This window comes from Candidatus Woesearchaeota archaeon (genome assembly GCA_018675335.1).
In the GTDB taxonomy this organism is placed as follows: domain Archaea; phylum Nanobdellota; class Nanobdellia; order Woesearchaeales; family UBA11576; genus JABJCP01.
The window spans coordinates 136205-154553 of the sequence record JABGYH010000007.1 but is presented as its reverse complement, the minus strand read 5'-3'; the positions used below and the strand labels follow the sequence as shown (position 1 = coordinate 154553).

20 protein-coding genes are annotated in these 18349 nt (G+C 30.2%); 13 read left to right on the top strand and 7 right to left on the bottom strand.

The features are described 5' to 3' along the window. Positions 1–38: 38 nt before the first annotated feature. Together HN587_05060 and cyaB are read right to left on the bottom strand one after the other, a co-directional pair. Positions 39–563 carry an NUDIX domain-containing protein gene (locus tag HN587_05060; protein ID MBT7903206.1) on the bottom strand — a complete coding sequence of 175 codons (525 nt, stop codon included), beginning with the start codon at positions 561–563 and terminating at the stop codon, positions 39–41. Between the two features lie 58 nt (positions 564–621). Continuing rightward, positions 622–1164 carry a class IV adenylate cyclase gene (cyaB, locus tag HN587_05055; protein ID MBT7903205.1) on the bottom strand — a complete coding sequence of 181 codons (543 nt, stop codon included), beginning with the start codon at positions 1162–1164 and terminating at the stop codon, positions 622–624. A 292-nt stretch (positions 1165–1456) separates the two neighbouring features. Here cyaB and add point away from each other — a divergent pair, with 292 nt between their 5' ends. The 7 genes from add (at position 1457) to HN587_05020 (ending at position 7312) form a co-directional block, all read left to right on the top strand. Then, positions 1457–2554: an adenosine deaminase gene (gene add, locus HN587_05050; GenBank protein ID MBT7903204.1), complete on the top strand. Its 1098-nt coding sequence runs from the start codon at positions 1457–1459 to the stop codon at positions 2552–2554. 110 nt (positions 2555–2664) lie between these two features. Then, positions 2665–3441: a hypothetical protein gene (locus HN587_05045; GenBank protein MBT7903203.1), complete on the top strand. Its 777-nt coding sequence runs from the start codon at positions 2665–2667 to the stop codon at positions 3439–3441. Between the two features lie 3 nt (positions 3442–3444). Continuing rightward, positions 3445–4170: a hypothetical protein gene (locus HN587_05040; GenBank protein ID MBT7903202.1), complete on the top strand. Its 726-nt coding sequence runs from the start codon at positions 3445–3447 to the stop codon at positions 4168–4170. Between the two features lie 656 nt (positions 4171–4826). After that, entirely contained in the window at positions 4827–5045 is a 219-nt protein-coding gene (locus HN587_05035; protein MBT7903201.1) for a histone family protein, read from the top strand. Positions 5046–5223: 178 nt separating this feature from the next. Then, complete coding sequence (locus tag HN587_05030; GenBank protein ID MBT7903200.1) at positions 5224–5622, top strand: translation initiation factor IF-5A; 399 nt, start codon at positions 5224–5226, stop codon at positions 5620–5622. 102 nt (positions 5623–5724) lie between these two features. Continuing rightward, on the top strand, positions 5725–5886 hold the full coding sequence (rpl40e, locus tag HN587_05025; GenBank protein ID MBT7903199.1) for a 50S ribosomal protein L40e: 162 nt from the start codon (positions 5725–5727) through the stop codon (positions 5884–5886). Positions 5887–6130: 244 nt separating this feature from the next. Beyond that, on the top strand, positions 6131–7312 hold the full coding sequence (locus tag HN587_05020; GenBank protein MBT7903198.1) for a site-2 protease family protein: 1182 nt from the start codon (positions 6131–6133) through the stop codon (positions 7310–7312). Positions 7313–7345: 33 nt separating this feature from the next. Here HN587_05020 and lysA read toward each other — a convergent pair whose 3' ends face one another. Both lysA and HN587_05010 read right to left on the bottom strand, forming a co-directional pair. Continuing rightward, positions 7346–8626, bottom strand: coding sequence for a diaminopimelate decarboxylase (lysA, locus tag HN587_05015; GenBank protein MBT7903197.1), 1281 nt, complete (start codon positions 8624–8626; stop codon positions 7346–7348). Between the two features lie 108 nt (positions 8627–8734). After that, entirely contained in the window at positions 8735–10078 is a 1344-nt protein-coding gene (locus HN587_05010; protein ID MBT7903196.1) for an aspartate kinase, read from the bottom strand. Positions 10079–10763: 685 nt separating this feature from the next. Here HN587_05010 and HN587_05005 point away from each other — a divergent pair. From HN587_05005 to HN587_04990, 4 genes are all read left to right on the top strand, one after another. Then, complete coding sequence (locus HN587_05005; protein MBT7903195.1) at positions 10764–11288, top strand: hypothetical protein; 525 nt, start codon at positions 10764–10766, stop codon at positions 11286–11288. A gap of 60 nt (positions 11289–11348) precedes the next feature. Continuing rightward, entirely contained in the window at positions 11349–12059 is a 711-nt protein-coding gene (locus HN587_05000; protein MBT7903194.1) for an RNA methyltransferase, read from the top strand. Between the two features lie 202 nt (positions 12060–12261). Beyond that, a complete protein-coding gene (locus HN587_04995) occupies positions 12262–12492 on the top strand; it encodes a hypothetical protein (protein ID MBT7903193.1) in 231 nt (76 codons plus the stop codon). Positions 12493–12722: 230 nt separating this feature from the next. Then, positions 12723–13169: an Lrp/AsnC family transcriptional regulator gene (locus HN587_04990; protein MBT7903192.1), complete on the top strand. Its 447-nt coding sequence runs from the start codon at positions 12723–12725 to the stop codon at positions 13167–13169. Between the two features lie 15 nt (positions 13170–13184). Here HN587_04990 and HN587_04985 read toward each other — a convergent pair whose 3' ends face one another. Next, positions 13185–14150 (bottom strand): Lrp/AsnC family transcriptional regulator, encoded by a 966-nt coding sequence (locus HN587_04985; protein ID MBT7903191.1) that lies wholly within the window; start codon positions 14148–14150, stop codon positions 13185–13187. 90 nt (positions 14151–14240) lie between these two features. On the opposite strand from HN587_04985, the gene HN587_04980 reads away from it, so the two are divergent. Both HN587_04980 and HN587_04975 read left to right on the top strand, forming a co-directional pair. After that, complete coding sequence (locus HN587_04980) at positions 14241–14675, top strand: Lrp/AsnC family transcriptional regulator (protein MBT7903190.1); 435 nt, start codon at positions 14241–14243, stop codon at positions 14673–14675. A gap of 446 nt (positions 14676–15121) precedes the next feature. Then, the gene (locus tag HN587_04975; GenBank protein ID MBT7903189.1) at positions 15122–15859 is read left to right on the top strand and encodes a hypothetical protein; all 738 of its coding nucleotides are present in this window, start codon (positions 15122–15124) and stop codon (positions 15857–15859) included. A gap of 60 nt (positions 15860–15919) precedes the next feature. Here the strand turns inward: HN587_04975 and HN587_04970 are convergent, their stop codons facing one another. Then, positions 15920–16258: a hypothetical protein gene (locus tag HN587_04970; protein ID MBT7903188.1), complete on the bottom strand. Its 339-nt coding sequence runs from the start codon at positions 16256–16258 to the stop codon at positions 15920–15922. Positions 16259–16320: 62 nt separating this feature from the next. Next, positions 16321–18267: a bifunctional (p)ppGpp synthetase/guanosine-3',5'-bis(diphosphate) 3'-pyrophosphohydrolase gene (locus tag HN587_04965; protein ID MBT7903187.1), complete on the bottom strand. Its 1947-nt coding sequence runs from the start codon at positions 18265–18267 to the stop codon at positions 16321–16323. Positions 18268–18349: the final 82 nt, after the last annotated feature.

Genomic DNA, 18349 nt, shown 5'->3' with positions numbered 1-18349 from the left:
TGTTTGAAATTTTTGTAAATGAGATAAAAATAAAAAGATTAATTCATAAATTTGTTTTGATATTCTTCTAAAACATATCTGCATGAGTGGGTGTATTCATCAGGGCTTTCAGTTATGTTTTTAATAACTTTATTTATGTCTTGAAAAAATACTTCTCCAACTTCGACGAGGTCTATGTTAAATGGTCCTGGATGAATAATTCTAAAAACTTGCATGAATGTCGGATCTCCTTCAAGTTTTGAAATTTTAAATAATTCTTCAATTTCAACGTCGGAAGGTAATTCTTTTTCGCAAAATAATTCTTCTGCTACTTCGCGTCTTGCAGCTAATGAATAAGTTTCTCCTTTGCCAACATGGCCTTCTGTGAGTGCGAACATATTATGTTCTACTTTTTTAGTGCTGCTTCTTTTTTGAATTAAGACTTCTTTGTATGTATTATCTTTGAAAACGAGCACTTCAATTATTCTGTGTAATAATTTTTTTTCATGACATTCATGTCTTGTCGCATGTCTGATAATATTGTCTTGCTCATCCACAACAATTAGCATTTCTTCTTCAGCCATTTTATTAAACCCTCTTTTTAGATTTTTTTAAATTATTTTTTTATTGATATTTTTTTTTCTAAAATAATTTTGATAATTTTTGGCCATATTTCTCCATTACTTGTTTGCCGTTCATGGTAGTTGTATCTTGCATATTAAATCCTAATTTGTTCACATATGTTTCAACAAGTTCAACGCTGCTTGCTTCAATTTCAAGAAATGTTGGGATTCCCTTGTGCGTATCAAATTCAAATTGTATTTTTTCTTTTTCAGAAATTTGTAGTAAATATGATTCTCTGTGTTTTTGTGTTTGGATTAATAATTTTAATCCTATTTGTTCTATTATTTCTCGCGTAGTCTCAAAATCATCTGTGTGAGTTTCTATTTCTTCTGCAATTTTCACTCCTTCTCGACTCAATGCGTGTTTAAATGTCAATTCTGCCTGATCTCCTTTTGTACGCAAACGTAAAATTTTATTCTCATTTTTTAATCGTTTATCGGGATAGTCGAAGAATTCGATGTTCATATCTCCTTCGAAAACTTTTTTTGCTCCAAGATCTAATAACTTTGTAACAATTTTTTCTTTGTCAATATCTAGTATTTTTACTTCTATTTCTTTCATATTATTTCATTCACAATATTTCCTTATAAATTTATCTTATGTATTGAATATATTTTGTATGTCTGATCTGTTTAGGAGTTTAATTGTTTTGAATGTTTAAGTGGTTTAGATGTTTAATTAGTTTGGATGTTTGATTGTTTCGAATGTTTAGAAAAAAGTTAATCAACTCTTCGTAAATATGTGTGGACTCATTCAAATGATGCAACTACAAAACAAGATCGTCTCACTTTAACCACTCAACAGTAATCAAAAACCGAAAGACTTATAAAAGACAACGCCAAAAACTGTTGTTATGAACAGCTTCAAATACATCCAACCATTAAATAAGTATAAAAAAAAGTCAGACTTAGAATTTCCAACTATTGCTTGGATTAAAAAAATTCCAAAAACTGACATTCATGTTCATCTTGGTGGTAGCATGAGAATTACAACTTTGATTGATGAAGCTAAACGTCAAAAAATTAAACTTCCTTCTTATAATATTGAAACACTTAAAAAATTGGTAATAAAAGAAAATGCCCTGGATCTTGAAGAATATCTTAAAGCGTTTCATTTAACTGAAAGTGTGATGAAAAGTGAGCGTACATTAAAACGAGTTGCATTCGAACTTGTTGTTGATTGTGTTTCTGAAAATGTGCGTCTTCTTGAAGTACGATTTGCGCCGACAAACTATGTTACTCCAAAACTTAAACTTCCTCAAATTATTGAAGCAGTTCTTGAAGGATTGGATGCAGGAAAAAAATATTGTAAAGAAAAATTAAAAAAGCGAATTCATGTTGGTTTAATTGTTTGTGGAATTAGAACAGATAAATCTGCAACTGAAGAAGCAGTTAGAATTGCAATTAATTATTATGGTCAGGGGGTTGTTGGATTTGATATTGCGGGAGCAGAATATGGTCATAGGCCAAAAGAATTAGAAAAAGTTTGTATGCCTGTTTTTAAGCATCATGTTCCGGTCACAATTCATGCTGGTGAAGCATATGGTGCTAAAAGTATTTCTGAATCATTAGTTTACTTAAGGGCAAAACGTATTGGTCATGGAACTCATGTGTTGGGTAGTACTCTATTGGTGAGGGAAGCAAATACGAGTAGACTTCCATTCGAAGTTTGTATCTCAAGTAATGTTCATACAAAAACAATACCGTCAATTCAAGCACACCCGATTCGTCAAATGATGATGCGCGGGTTACGAGTTTGTATTAATACTGATAATCGTTTAGTTAGCAACACCAATATTACTAAAGAAATGTATTTATTGGTAAATCATCTTGGATTTAGAAAAGGAGATCTAAAAAAACTGGTTAAGAATGGGGTTAAAGCAGCATTTATTGATAAAGATACTACTGATGAAATTTTAACTGAGTTTGATACTTCATTAGATTTATTGTAATTTATTGTTGGGCTTGTTAATTCGCATCTCAATTTAGATTCTATTTAATTTAGCTGACCTTTATATTAATTCAAAACTTATTTAACTCAATTCTTTTTTCTTATTCTTTAATGTTTTCAAAAAAAGATTACTTAATAGAAAAGTCATTTCTTGAATTATATCCTGATCGTGCGTTTAATTACAAACCAAGCGTGATTTATTCTGGTCGGATTAAAGATTATGGTGGGCACATTTTATTGGATCATAATAAACTGACTGTTAAACTTAATAGGAAATGGTTTTCGATTTCTGAAGAAATTCAAATGGGTTTTATTCAAGAGTTAATGTTAAGGTTGTGGAAAATTAAAGGTAAATTTACGACGTTAAATATTGATTTGTATCATAATTTTGTTAAAAATCTTCATCTTGCAATTCCAAAACATAGATCGCATCCCATTCTGGAACGATCTTTTAATCGGATTAATGAGCGTTATTTTTTGGGGTTAGTAGAACGACCAAATCTTGTTTGGACAAATGCGACTAGAGTTTTTGGGACATATGATTACAAGGCAGATACAGTATCGATTAGTAAAATGTTGTTAAATGAAGATCCTGTTTTGCTTGATTATGTGATGTATCATGAAGTTTTGCATAAGCAAAGAAAATTTGTGCGTTCTGGATCTAAAACACTTTATCATGATCGTAAGTTTAAGCGTTTAGAAAAAGTTTTTGAAAATCAAGAAGAAATGGAACGCCGTCTTAAAGGGGTTGGTTATAAAAAACATCTTTTTGTAGAAGAAAAAAATAAAATTGAGGCAAAAAAAAGAAAAGTACAGCCAAAATCACCAAAGCCTCAACAAAGTTTTTTGTCGGGACTAGTCGAATCAATTAAAAATTCATTAAATTAAAAAATGTTAAATAAAATTAATTTTTTTAAAAATAAATTTGAAATTAAATCAACTATTGTGTATTCTTTTGTGGGTTCAGATAACAAACTAATAGAACTCGGAGGCATTGATTTTGTGCATTTCATTTTAGAATTCCAAAAAAAATTTAATCTAAAATCTCCTCAAATCAAATTTGAATTAGTTAACCCTTCTAAAAATTTAAAGCTTATGAGTAAATTGACGAGTTATTTATCTAAAGGACAAAATGAGTTTCTAAAAATTAATTTGAAAGACATTAAATATTTACGCCCGCGAGAAGTTTCTAAATGTTGTGGTGGTTTTTGGTTGGGGGTAACATTTTACTTAAAATCAAGTTTAATTAAATCTTTTAAAAATTTTTTAAATCATAATTTTTATCAGTTAAAACGTTTTAATGGGTTTGAGAAAAAGTCTGAAATTTATTCTAACCAAATTTCTTTTTATTTTGGGAATTGTGAAATTGTGAGTGATGATCGAAATATGACTTTAATCAAATCTGAATCTGAAGAGTTTATGAGTTTAGTTGGCGAATTCTTAACGAATTATTCCAATTCTCAATTAAAAAATCAAAAAGCAGCAATTCTTAAAATTTCTAATTGGAATGGTAAAGAAATTGCATCATTTCATTTAGAATCTGTATCTGATATTGAAAAAGGGAAAATAACTGAATTGTTGGGCTCTAGAGCGCCGCTAAAGGTAATTAAATGTTGAGTTAAAAGCGTAATTACTAAAAAAATACGACAAATTTTCCGCATAAATTCTAATTTTTTATCTGTTTAAGCGCAGTTTTCAAATTAAAATTTTAAATACTCGAGGTGTTATACATTGTAGTGTGGTCAAAAACAAAAAACAATCAAAAGAGGTTTTTGATCTTTGCGAAACTAAACGCAAAAGACATATGGTGAATAAGAAGGCAATGCAAAATGGAGGGTCAATTGCATTTATCCTTACGGGTGTAGTACGAGCCCATTAAAAATTCTCAATTAAGACTACATCGCTTATTCCTCCCATATATTTTTCTTTATAGAATTAAACTAAATGGATAATATTTAGGATAAAATTAATGATAATTATTTTAAGACTAGTTCTATTGGTTTGTTTGGTCGGGAAAAATAACTTTTCAAACTACTAAATGCATTTTCGAAATGCAGAATGAATCATCTGTGTTTAGGTAAGAGTTGAAATTGGTTTAAACTCATCAAATAAATTGTTTTAGTATTAACTGGCTTATGATTTGCCTTAGTTGATCGTTTAGGGGAATTCTGAGTCGTTTTTAGTTTCTTAAAGCCTTTTTTTGCGGTTTAAATCAAAACCTTTATAAAAGAAGTTTGTTTTCTTCAAAAGATTAACTATTGAAGGTGTAAAATATGAGTGCTAGTCAAAGTAAAAGATTATTGCCTTTAGCAGCTATGGAAAAAATTCTTAAGCAATGTGGCGCAGAACGTGTTTCTGACAAAGCTAAAGAAGCGTTAAAGAATGTTATTGAAGATATTGCAGAAGAGATTGCTGAAAATGCAGTTAAGTTAGCAGTTCATGCAGGGCGTAAAACTGTTAAAGCTGGAGATATCAAATTAGCAGCTAAATAAATTTTTATTTTTAATATATTTTTATTGATGAATTTTTTAAATATAATTTTTATTTAAATTACCTATTCATCGCCCATTTATTGTAATTTTCATTTATAATAGATTATTTATGATTAGGTAACTTTTATATATTACTTGGAGATTTTTTCAAGTTAAAACGTAGATTAAAGGTGTTTATATGAAAGGTGAAACAAAAAAGATTGAAGTATCCAGTATTCAACGAGGTAGTTATATGATTGTTGATGGTGTGGCAAGTAAAGTTACAGACGTATCAGTTAGTCGTCCTGGAAAACACGGTCACGCAAAAGCAAGAATCACTGCAATGGGTCTTTTAGATGGAAAAAAGAGAATTGTTGTAATGCCTGGACACGATCATGTTGATGCACCTATTATTGATAAACGAAATGCGCAGGTCCTATCTATCGCAGGTGATAAGGCAAATATTATGGACTCTGAAACCTTTGAAACATTTGATTTATTGATTCCTGATGAACTAAAAGATGACGTTGTTGAAGGATGTACTGTTCTTTTCTGGGTTGTACTTGATCAGATGGTTATGAAACAAGTTAAAGGATAATAATTGTTTAATAATTAAAAATTATAATTGAGAATTAAAAAAACACTTTTTTTAATTCAATTTTATTTAAATTTATAAAATTAATATGAAGGGACGTTAAAAATGGCAAAATTTGAAGAAGCAAATGCACGATTTTTTAAAAACATTTTCGTGTGTAAGCGTTGTAAACATAAAATTAGAGCGCCAGGTTTAAAAGTTATTCAAGGTAAAATTTCTTGTAGACATTGCAAGGGTAAAGCCTTAAGACCTAAGCGTAAGAAATAAACATAAAATCTGAACGTAAAATCAAACTTTTATGTTTTGTTTATTTTTGAATTTTTTAAATATTTTTTAATAGTTTTTTGAAATTATGTGGGCAATCATTGTTGCGCATTAATTTGTACACATCCGTTTTCGCGTATTATTTTTTTCAAATTCAAATATTTGAATTAAATTCATTTTAAATTTAATTTGGATGATATTTATTTGTTTGAGTTAACATTTTAAATTAAAAAAGAGGTAACCCAAAATGAGTTTTGTTGATTCTGGATGGTTTGTTCTTAGTTTCTATGTTGCGATTGTTTTGCTTGTTTATCTAAACAGAAAACATTTTATTATTCAAAGTAAGATAATTGCACTTTATAAAACTAAGATCGGCTTAAAACTTATGGACTCGTGGAGTTCTAAATACAGAGAATATTTCCGAGTACTAGGTTTTATTGGTATTGGTGTAGGTTTTGCAGGAGTAATAGGTATGTTCTATCTTCTTGTTAAAAATCTTGTTGACATTGTGATGATGCCAAGTGCTGCAAGCGCAGTATCTTTAGTAATACCAGGGGTGGCAGTTCCAGGGTCACCTGTTACGATTCCATTATTTTCTGGATGGATTGCGTTATTTTTGGTAGTTGTCGTTCACGAATTTTCTCACGGAGTTATTGCAAGAACTCATAAAATCAAAGTTAAGTCAAGTGGTATTTTTTTCTTAGGACCTTTAATGGGTGCATTTGTTGAGCCTGACGAAAAACAATTACGTGCATCATCAGATACTACTCAATATAGTGTTTATGCAGCAGGTCCTTTTTCTAATGTATTGTTGGCAATAGCATGTTTGGCTTTGTTATCTTTCGCATTTAATCCTTTAGCAGATGCAATGGTAAATCCTCTTGGAGTTCAAGTTGTTGATACGTTTCCTAATATGAGTGCTGCAGATGCAGGCATACAAAAAGATATGGTTATCACTCAAGTAAATGGGGTTGAAGTAAGAACATTTGAAGATTTTTCAAGTGAGCTCAAGTATTTGCGTCCGGGAGATGATGTTCAAGTTAAGGCAGATAATAAGAAGTTTTCATTTGAAGTGGGTCCAAATCCTGATGATGAAAGAAGTGCATTTTTAGGTGTTATGGTATCATCTGCGCCGAAGACTGAATTAAAAAGTGAACTCTTAAGTTTCAAAATTTTAAGTTGGATTGTAAAAGCAATTCTTGAATTGTTAGTTGTTACGGCAATTTTAAGTTTAGGTATTGGTTTGGCAAACTTACTTCCTTTAGGGCCTGTTGATGGTGGAAGAATGCTTCAAGTATTAACTCATCGTGCAAAAGGTAAAACAAAAGGCAATAAGATTTGGAAACGAGTTGCGCTAATAACTCTTATTTTACTTGCAGTTAATTTAATTTGGCCATTTATTCAATGGTTGTTAAATGTTGCTGTTTAATTTTTTTTTTCTTTTTAATTTTTTTCTAATTTCTTATTCAGTATCTGTACTACATTCTCCAATTATTTGTGCGACTAGCTCTTGTTCAGTTAGTCTTTTACGAATGAGTGTAATTGAATTATTTAAAAACATGACTTCGGCAGGCATTACTCTTAAATTGTAAACGCTACCCATTGAATAACAATAAGCTCCGGCAGTTTGAATTGATAGTATGTCTCCTTCATGTATTTCTTCCATTTCACGATTCACGCCAAAACAATCACCACTCTCGCAAATATTTCCAACAATATCATATTGGTGTATTTGTTTTGAGATTTCGTCACAGTTATTTCTACGTTGATTATCTTGGTTTGCTGTTAAGTTTATTATGTGGTGGTATGCTTGATAAAACATAGGTCTTATGAGCTGAGGGAAGCCTGAATTTGTTCCTGCAAATGTTTTATGGGGGTTATGTTTGATTGCAGTAACTTCAACGAGTAAATTTCCTGATTCTGCAACAAGATATTTTCCTGGTTCAAACCACATTTCAATGCGTCGATTAAATTGTGTGTAAAAATCCTTTGTTCGATTAAGAAAAATTTGTGTTGCATCTTTTCCAAATAAATCATAATTAATTTTTTCTTCTCCGGGGGTGTATGGTACTTTAAATCCTCCTCCAAAATCTACGAATATTAGGTCTGGAAAATTTTTTGGAGTAACTATGTCAAGTAGATTTTGCATGCCTGCTTTCATTTGTACCATTTCGGGAATTCCTGACCCTGTGTGTTCGTGAACTCCAACAATTTTTACATCTGCTGAGCGGGTAATTTCTAATACTTGATCTAGTTGTGAAATAAAAATTCCAAATTTGCTATTTTCTCCTCCAGTTCTAACTTTTTCAGTTTCTCCTGCAACAATCATGGGATTAAATCGAATGCATACTGAGCTTTTTGGGAATTCTTTACAATATTTTTTTAATCGAGAAATTGAGCCAATATTAAATAAAACTCCTGTTGACTTGACAAGTCTCATTTCTTCATCAGTTATTTTATTTGCTGTGAAAAGTATTTGGTTTGGGAAAAATCCTACTTCTAAAGCGAGCATTACTTCTGCAGGACTTACTGCATCAATTCCTGCACCTTCATTTAGCAATAATTTTAATATTGACGGATTATAATTTGCTTTCATTGCATAAAATAATTTAGTTTTAACATCAGTTGCACAATTCAATGAATGATTTAATTCTCTATATCTTGTTTTAATTAAATTTCCATCATAAACATAAAGTGGAGTTTTAAATTTTTGAGCAGCTTCGATTAGTTTTTCTGAATTCATTTATAATCACATTCCATTTTTTTTTAGTCTCTTCTTTTCTTTTTTTTTCCAGGCTATTCATTCCTTTTTTTTCTTGCGCATAGTTTGCCGATTCTTCTGCGACTTAATTTATTGTCGAGTAAGCATTGCATTGTAGATTCCAACCATTGCACGTTCATAATGGTGTTGTGGTATTGAAACCCAAAGACAATAATCATTTGATTTGGTTATTTGATCAACTGGAATGTCCAAAACTCCTAAAGTGGAAAAAAACTTACCAATTATTGCAGGACTTCTGCCAATTCCTTTTCCAACTATTGCAATCATGGATTGTCCATTTTGTTTTTTTGCAGTTCCATATTGTGCTAATCTTTCAAGTATTAAATCCGTATCTGCAGTTGGATCTGAAAATCCTGCGCTTAATTCGATGGCAGATGTACTTATTGTTTCTACATCTACTCCTTCAAATGAATTTGCAAAATTTTGCAAGTATCCTGTTGCGCCATCCATGCATCCAGTAGTTAAACTTATTTTGGTGAATGCTTGTTTTCGTCCTGTGACTGCATTAACTCCGATGTATGCTCGACTTTCAGGACCAATAACTGTGTTTGGACCAAGGGGATCAAATGTGTTTATTACATAAAGTGGAATTCCTTTTTCTTTTAATGGTTCGATACATTTAGGATGTAAAACTTTAGCACCTTGTTTTGATAATTCTTGTGCTTGTTCATATTGTAATTCGGGTATGGTTCTTAATTTTTCAGCAGCATTTGGAGTAAGTAGGTTTGGATTTATGGGGAATACTCCATTAACATCTGTACAATTAAAGCAAGCGTCCGCATTTACTGCTCTTGAAACTAGTGTTTGGGTAAAATCTGATCCGCCTCGGCTAAACACTAATATGTTTCCATCAGAATCAAAGCCATAAAACCCACTAAATACTGTGACTCCATCAAATCCACTAACTTCTTCAAGTATTCTTGGGTCGGAACATCGATCATATTTTGCATTTCTTGGTGGCCCATGAACTCTCATTGTTTGTTCAATTCTTCCAACGCGACTTCTAATTCCTTCCATTTTTAAATTTTCTGAAAATAATCTGGGTTCTAAAAATTCGCCAAATGAAGCAATTCTTGCATAGTGTAAATCTTTTAATTGTTCTGTTCCAAAACCATCTTGCATTCCCTGGGATATTCTAAGCTCTAATTCATTCATTCCAGATTCAATTATTGCTCGTTTTTCTTGTTCTGGATGAACTTCAAAAAATCTAGATTGAATTTTTTCAAACGTTTCTCGAGTAAATTCTCCTGTGCTGGTTTGTTCATCAAATCCTTGAATTAATAAATCTGTAACTCCTGCGGGTGCTGAGACGATGACTATATCGTTCACAGACCCATCTCTGATAATTTTTATACATTGTTGTAATGATTGACGATCTTTTTGACTGGTGCCTCCAAATTTGTAAACATTCATATGTGTGCCCTCGCATTATTTTTTTCCTATATTTTTTTAGATTTTAGTCTCAATTTTTTAGATTTTTTATTGTGGTTTATTGTGTGTTTTAACCAGTTTTTTAATAAAAAATAAAATTAGAAATAATTGTTTGCCTATGTGTTTCTATTTACTTACGCTTCAGTTTATTGCAATTTACAATTGTGAGTATTAATCCAATTTGAATTGAGGTAATTTTGTTTGACATTATCATATTAATTACAAACTAATATAAAAACTTAATGTTATTATAGTAACAAAAAGTATTTAAATATGTTATTGATTTATTATTTGTGTGCATGCTATGTGTTAAATTTAATAAAAAAATAAAACTCAACTTTATTTCTAGTTTATTTTTGATATTGTATAAAAAGAATGCAGTATCCCTTGTAATTAGTTTTTCTAAATATTTTTTCACATTTCAAAAATTATATTCAAATTTAATTAGTTGTTTTTAAAAAATAAAAATGCGATTAGTGTGCACTATGCAATTCAAAGAATCATCGAGGAGAATTAGTTAAAGTGATAATAATATTTATTTTGGGCGATTTATATAACTTCTTTTTTATACTAATTTTTCGCGAATATTTCAAGCTAGAAATTCTTATAAACGGGAGTATATTTTGAATCAGTATAATTATTAAATTATTTTTTGGGGGTAGTTTAAATGAATCAAAAATTAATATCAGGAAGTTCGGGATTATATGATGCATTGCTTACTTTTTTTGAAGCTAGACCTGATTCTTTTTTAGCATTGTCACAAATAGTTGCAGGAGTTGATCTTGAATCACATTTAGCAAGAATGGTTGAAGATGAGGTTTTAATTGCAAGACCTATTGATTCTGGAAAACCAATCGGTGTGGGTAATATAGTATATGCAAGAAATCAAATTCCTACGTTACAAACTTATATTGTTGCGGCATTAAACGAATCTGAACAAGGAATTGCTGAGGATACGTTATTAAATCGAGTTGCATCAAGAATGGTTATTGGCGGTGAGTGTAGAAGAGTTCATGCGCCGCAGTATTCTGAAGCACTTAAGTTGTTAATGGACGAACATTCAATTGTAGGAGTCGATCTTACATTTAAGCAAACGATTCCTGGAAAAGAAGTTGGAAGTCGAACTGTGAAAGGGTATGTATTAGCGCAACGTGAACTTCCACTGGAGGGGCATCATTCATATGCTGCGTAAATATTTTTTTTGAAGTCTTTTAAGTTCATTTTAAATATTTTATTCTTTTTCTCTTAGTTTATGATTTCAGTTATTTTAATTGAACCAGAAACTGCAGGTAATGTGGGTGCGATTGCAAGGGTTATGAAAAATTTTGGTTTTTCAAATCTTATATTGATTAATCCTAAGTGTGATCATTTGTCGCAAACTGCGAGAAATCGTGCTAAAAATGCGCAAGAAGTGATTGTTAAAGCAAAGGTTAGGACAAATAGGGTTCTTTCTAATTTTGATTATTTGATTGCAACAACTGCCAAAATTGGAACTTCATATAATATTCCTAGGTCTCCCATAACTCCTGAACAACTTTCAATAAGATTATCTAAATTAAATTTATCAGAAACAAAAATTGGTTTGGTTATTGGCAGGGAAAGTAGTGGACTCATAAATGAGGAAATTCAAAAATGTGATTTTACAGTATCAATTCCTGCTGCTCCTAGTTATTCTACATTAAACATTTCACATGCAGTGTCTATTTTGTTATATGAGTTTCATAAAAATCTTAATTCTAACAGTTCTCAAGTCTCAAATATTGCGCCAATTTCTAAAATTGAAATCAAACAATTAAATTTGATGTTAAATCAAATTATGGGGAGGTTACATTTTACAAGACCTGAACGAGTTCAAACTCAAAAAAAGTTGTGGAAAAAGATTTTCACTCGTAGTTTTTTAAGTCGTAGAGAATCATTTGCATTAATGGGTATTTTTCAAAAGATAATCAAAAGATTAAAATAAGTTAACGCGTTTTTAGTTATTTTGTGTAATAATGGATATAAAAGATCATTCAATCAGATTTTTGGTAGGGTTTCTTCTTATTATTATAAGCTTCATTGTAGGGTTTATTACAAAACCTGGTACTTTTTTATATATTCTGCATCCTGCTTCTGCAAGTTTATTTATCAAAATTAATTTTTATATTTATATTTTAACTTGGGTGTTGTTATTTTTTGGGGTTTATCTTTGTGGCAGGGAAGGTTACAAGGCAGCTAAGCATTGGTATTATGATTTGCACAAAAAATCATTTAATCATGTTACTCGTCAAACAAAACGAGGTATTAGAAAGGTTACTGAATTAAACAACAAAAGGAAAACTAAGTCTAAACTTAAATCTCAAAATAGGTCTAAACTTAAATCTCAAAAAAAGTCTGCAATTTCTAAGAAAAAGTAAGTTTTCTAACTTGATTTTTTCCCGTAGTTTTTACGATAATTGTTGAGTGTTCATAATACTTGCAGTTTTGTTGTATTTCTTCCGGTATTGAGCACAAATTTTTTGGATCTACTTTTTTTATTACAATCAAAAATCCGAATTATTAAAAGTTAGTTTTACTTAAGTGTTATTAGGTTGATGGGAATAGGTGTTTTCGCCAAAATTTTTCCGGATTGTGAGTTGATTTGTTTATGAATGAAAAACTAATAAAACTAATATCTTGTCTAAGAGATAATTCTAGGGAAAAACTAACTAAGATTAGTAAGACAACGGGAGTTCCAGTTTCGACTCTATTTGATTCGATAAAAATTCTTCAAAAAAATATTATTCATAAAAATACTGTGTTACTTAATTTTTCTGAATTAGGATATCATACTCGGGCAATGGTTTTTTTAAAAACGTCAGGGGAGTCAAAAGAGTCTTTACGAAATCACTTGAGTTGTAATAACTCGGTTAATTCGTTTTATAAAATAAATAATGGGTGGGATTTTATGATTGAAACAATACACCCTAATGTAAAAGATTTAGATTTTTTTTTAGAAAACATATCTCAAAGATTTGGTTTAGAAAATCAAGAGATTCATTATTTAATTGATGAGATTAAAAAAGAAGAGTTTAAACCTGATCATGCAGTTTAATTAAGGTAATTTTTTTTAAAGAAATTTTAATTTTACAAAGTCAGTAACTAAAAGTGGGACAAAACTTTTTAGGTGTGTTGAAAATTCTTTTTTAAATTCTTCATTGAATTTTCTGTAGTCTTCAAAATTATTAGTTTCAAACGCGATTGTGTAATCAAATTCGCCTAAAGTTTTACTAACAAAAATCACGTTGGGATTGATCAAAAAATAATTGTTTAGTTTTTGGTCTAATTCTTTGGTGATTGTTGTGAATGCAAGTAAAAGTTGATAATGAACAAATTTATGTGCATCTAAAAGGTAAGAATAGCCTATGATGATGTTTGATTTTTCTAAATTTTTAACTTTATTCATTGCAGTTTGTGTTGTAATATTTAGTTCATTTGCTAACGAAACATAACTGATTTTAGGATTTTCTGCGAGTTTATTTAGAATTGCATAATCCATTTCTTTTAATGGACTAAGTTGAGTTTTATTTATTTTAGAGTGAAATCCTTTATCTGAGGGAATTATTTCTCTTTTTTTTCCAGTCAAAAAAGTTCTTGGAAGTAATTTGGTTTCAACTAACTGGATAATTTTTCGGTCTTTGATGTGGCTAGAATATTTAGTGCATATTTTTCTTAATTCGCAATCAAATTCTCTAATGTTTTCTGCACGTAATCCGAAGAAAAGATCATAGGTCCCATCACAAACAGTTAATTGGGGTATTTTGAAATTATTAAATAGTTCCAAAACGATTTTTTCTTTATCATCTTTTGAAGTGTTATGGAGTGAAATAAATATTTGAGCAGGGTTTAATGGATAGATTGCAGAATTTATAATTGTCGTAAATTGAGTTATTATTTTTTCATCTATTAATTTGTCGATACGTTTTTTTATTGATTGTTTGCTTAATTTAAGTTTTTTTGCAATTGTAGAATATTGAGCGCGAGAGTTCTGATCTAATTCTGCTAAAATTTTGTTATTTATCGCATCAATTAACATTATAAATTTGTTAAGGTGGTTTATTTTAAAAAGTTAACTTTTTTGGTAACTGCTTTTTAATACTGGTTTGATTATTATGTTGGTATTATGTTGGATTCAAAAAATATAAAGCTGTTAACTCAGCTAAGGGTAGATTCTAGGCAAAAACTTACGGTTATTAGTAAAAAAACAAATATTCCTATTTCTACTCTTTTTGATTCTTTAAAGTTTTTAAAACATCAGATTATTTCTCATTCAACAATTTTACTTAATTTTTCTGAATTGGGTTTTGATGTTAAAGCACAAATTTTCATAAAATGTGATCCTATTTTTAGGAATAGATTAAGATCTCATCTTTTACTTCATAAGTCTGTGAATAATTTATTTAAAATTAACAATGGGTGGGATTTTATCGCAGAAACAGTACATCGTAATGTGCGCGAATTGGATTATTTTATTGAGTCGCTTGACGTATTTAATATTGCTAACACTGAAATTCATTATATTTTGGAAGACATAAAACGAGAAGGATTTAATTTTGAATGATGTTTAATTCAGTTGGTATTTTAAATTCTGTATATTTTTTGTATGTTTGCAGTTCACCTAATTATTTGGTTTAATCTTTATTTTGAATAATTTTTCATCCAAAAGACTTATAAACTATGAACTCGTTTAATTAATACTATGAAATCATCAATTATATTGGGTGGTTGTGCCTGGCAAGGGCAATAATTTCTTTTCGTTAGTTGCACTTATGTCTCATTGTTTTGTTTTTGAATCACTTAGTTTTATCTGTTTCTTTTTCTTTAACAAGGTTAAACGCTGGCGATTTTAGTAATTAAACTAGTTTTTAACGTTAGTTTTATCGACGACAAATGTGTTTTTCATAAAATATTTGTCACAACGAATTATTAGGTTTTAGCTAGGTTTAGCTATGGCGCTAAATTAAATTATAAAAATTAATAATTAGATTTTATTGGAGGAATAAAAAAATGGTATTTGGAGATTTAATATTTACAGAAGGGGTAACAAAAGAATTAATGGCGAGTGATTTTGCAAGAAATCATTCTTTAGGTAAACGTTTGGGTCTCTCCGATGTTCGAGTTGATTTAGTAAGAGCTCCGGGAGAAGTTTTTAGGGGTGCTAATCAAGATGAATTAACTGATATTCTGTTAGGGATTGCAAGAGATGGGTTTGGAACTGACATCCCTATTGAAGAAGTAAGGGATAATGCATTTAATTGTGATGCGCTTTATCTGATTTCGTATGGTGATAAAATTAAGGGTTTTTGTTCATATAAATTTATTGAGCATAAGGGTCAAAAAATTTTACATCTTAAAGGTGTTGTGTTAGAAAAAGAAATTCAAAAACATAAACATTTTTACGAAGTTAACAAACGCGCAATAAGTGATCTTTCAGAATCGGGATTCGATTATTTAGTTATGCGAACTCAAAATCCAGTTATTTATGCTGCAACGAGTAATCTGGTGTCAGAGTTATTTCCAAATGTTGCATTGTCTGAAGGGGCCATTCCTGAAACCATCCGCGATATTGCACTGGCAGTTCCAACACCAAAATTGCCTGATGATCGAATGGTAATTAGGGGACTTTATGGTCGTTGCTTGTATGATCAAGTTCAACATCATAAAAAAGCATCTGCATTTTTTAAAGATGTTTTAGAATTAGATTATGATTCGGGAGATTCGGTTGTGTTAGTTGGAAAAATATAATTAGATTTAGTTTGTTATTTTTAAAAAATAATAAATTAGAACATATTTTTTTTCTTTTTTTTATTCGTCTCTTTCTTCTACTTCGACTTGATATCCTCGTAGTAAAAGCTTTTTAGGTCGTTTTTCTATATATATTTCTTCTAAGTCGTTTATTACAATATCATTGCCTTCCATATAGTATGAAACATTAAGTCGTCTAATTCTTACTTTCTCATTATTAGCGAATTCTAGTGTTTTAGTAGGAAACTCTGCGGTTTTATGTGGGTTATTGATGTCATAAAGCTTTAAAACCACTGTTTTGAAGTCATCGCCTTCTTTACGGGGCAATCTACTTATTAGGACGCTTTTGGTCTTTATTTTGAATTTTTCTATGGTTTCTTGGCTTTTTGTTTCTTCCATGTGCCTAATGATAAAAAGCTATTATTTAAACTTTACTAAAAGATATATTTTGAAGTATATTCTTAAATTCTAGTTTCAATAACATCTCGGATTTCACTTATTTCTTGAATCGTTTTATTTAATTTATTCTCATCAGAAAGTTCTATTTTGAATGTTAGTAGTATTTTCTTTTTCTTAGCTCTTGTATTAACAGATTTAACTTTGATTTGTTTGGTTCCCAAATAGTTTAAAATATCTGCTAAAACTCCTGGCCTATCATCAACAAATACTTTGAGTTTTTTAATATTATAATCTTTTGGAACTATCCAACTTAATTTTACTTCGCGATTTGAATCAAGTGAGTGAATATTGATACATCCCTGTTTGTGGATGCTTATTTTTTTTTCTTTTGTATAAAATCCAACTATTTTTTCTCCATGTTTTATTTCACAACATCCTGACAATTTTATTAAATTATTTTTGCCAGAATCTTTTCCGTGGATTAGTATATTTTCAAGTACGGGTATTTTTTCTTCAAGTTCGCCGCGAGCTATTGCTTTTCGTTTTTTATCTCCAAGTTTTTTATCGGGTTTGATTTCTAAGAAAATTCTAATTTTACTTTTTGCTTTAGTTGTTTTTACAAAATTAAGCCACGACCTAGAGGGTTTAGCATTTTTTTGAGTGATTACTTCGACAACATCTCCGCTGTGAAGTTCGTAATCTAGTGATTCGATTTTATTATTGACTTTTGTTTTACTGCATTGATTTCCTAAATTACTATGGACTGCATATGCGAAATCAACAGGGGTTGCACATTCAGGTAATGAAATCGGATCTCCTTGTGGAGTAAAAACTATTATTTCATTTTCAAATAAATCTATTTTTAGTGACTCGACGAATTCTATTGCGTTTTTTGATTTTCGTTTCCAATCAAGAATTTGTTTTAACCAGGCAATTTTTCTATCAAATTTCTTGTCTCGTTCTGTTCCTTTGTATCTCCAGTGTGCAGCAATTCCTTCTTCTGCGATGTGGTCCATATCATTAGTTCTTATTTGAACTTCGAGTAATTTTTTCTTATACCCTACAGTCATGTGTATTGATTGGTATTCGTTGGCTTTCGGGTGTGCTACATAATCTTTAAATCTTTCTGGGTGAGGTGTGAATAATTTATTTATTATTTCAACTGCTTTATAGCATTCCTCGACGCGAGAAGTAACTATTCTGAATGCTATTAAATCATATATTTCATCAAAGCGACGATTCTTTTTTGTCATCTTTTTATATATTGAGTAGAAATATTTTGCACGTCCTTTTACATCTGCATCGATTCCTTCTTTTTTTAGTGCATCTTTTATTTGTTGAGTAAGATCAGTTGTTGCTTTTTCTCGTTCTCCTCTTTTCTCAGCTATTTTTTCTCGTAGAATGCTGTATGTTTTGTAATCTAAATATCTTAATGATAAATCTTCTAACTCTCCTTTAATTCTCCAAATTCCTAATTTGTGTGCGATGGGTGCATAAATTTCCATTGTTTCTTTTGCTATTCTTTTTTGTTTATCTTCTCTAAAATAAGAAAGAGTTCGCATATTGTGGAGTCTGTCTGCAAGTCTGACAACTATAACTCTGAAGTCTTTTGTTGTTGCAAGAAGTATTTTACGAAGATTTTCTGCTTTGTATTCTTCTTTTGAATCAAACCAAATGCCTTGTGTTTTGGTAACTCCTTCAACAAGTACGGCAATTTCCTCTCCAAATTCTTTTCGAACTACGTCGATTGAATTAGGGGTGTCTTCTACTGTATCATGTAATAGTGCTGCACAAATAGTTGCAGTGTCAGCTTTTAATTGTACTAGAATTGTTGCAGTTTGCAAGGGATGAATAAAAAAATCTTCGCCTGATTCTCTTTTTTGTCCTTTGTGCGCATTTTCTGCAAAGCGGTATGCTTTTTGAATTAATTCGAAGTTTGCATTTGGATTATTGGCTTTTATTTGTACTAAAAATTCTTCCTCTGTTGGAGATTTTTTTTCAAATGCCATTTTTTTTGGAAAAACTATTTATACTATATATTGTTTTTGGTGGTTTTAGGGGGAAATTAGTTTATTTTGCCCTTATTTGATT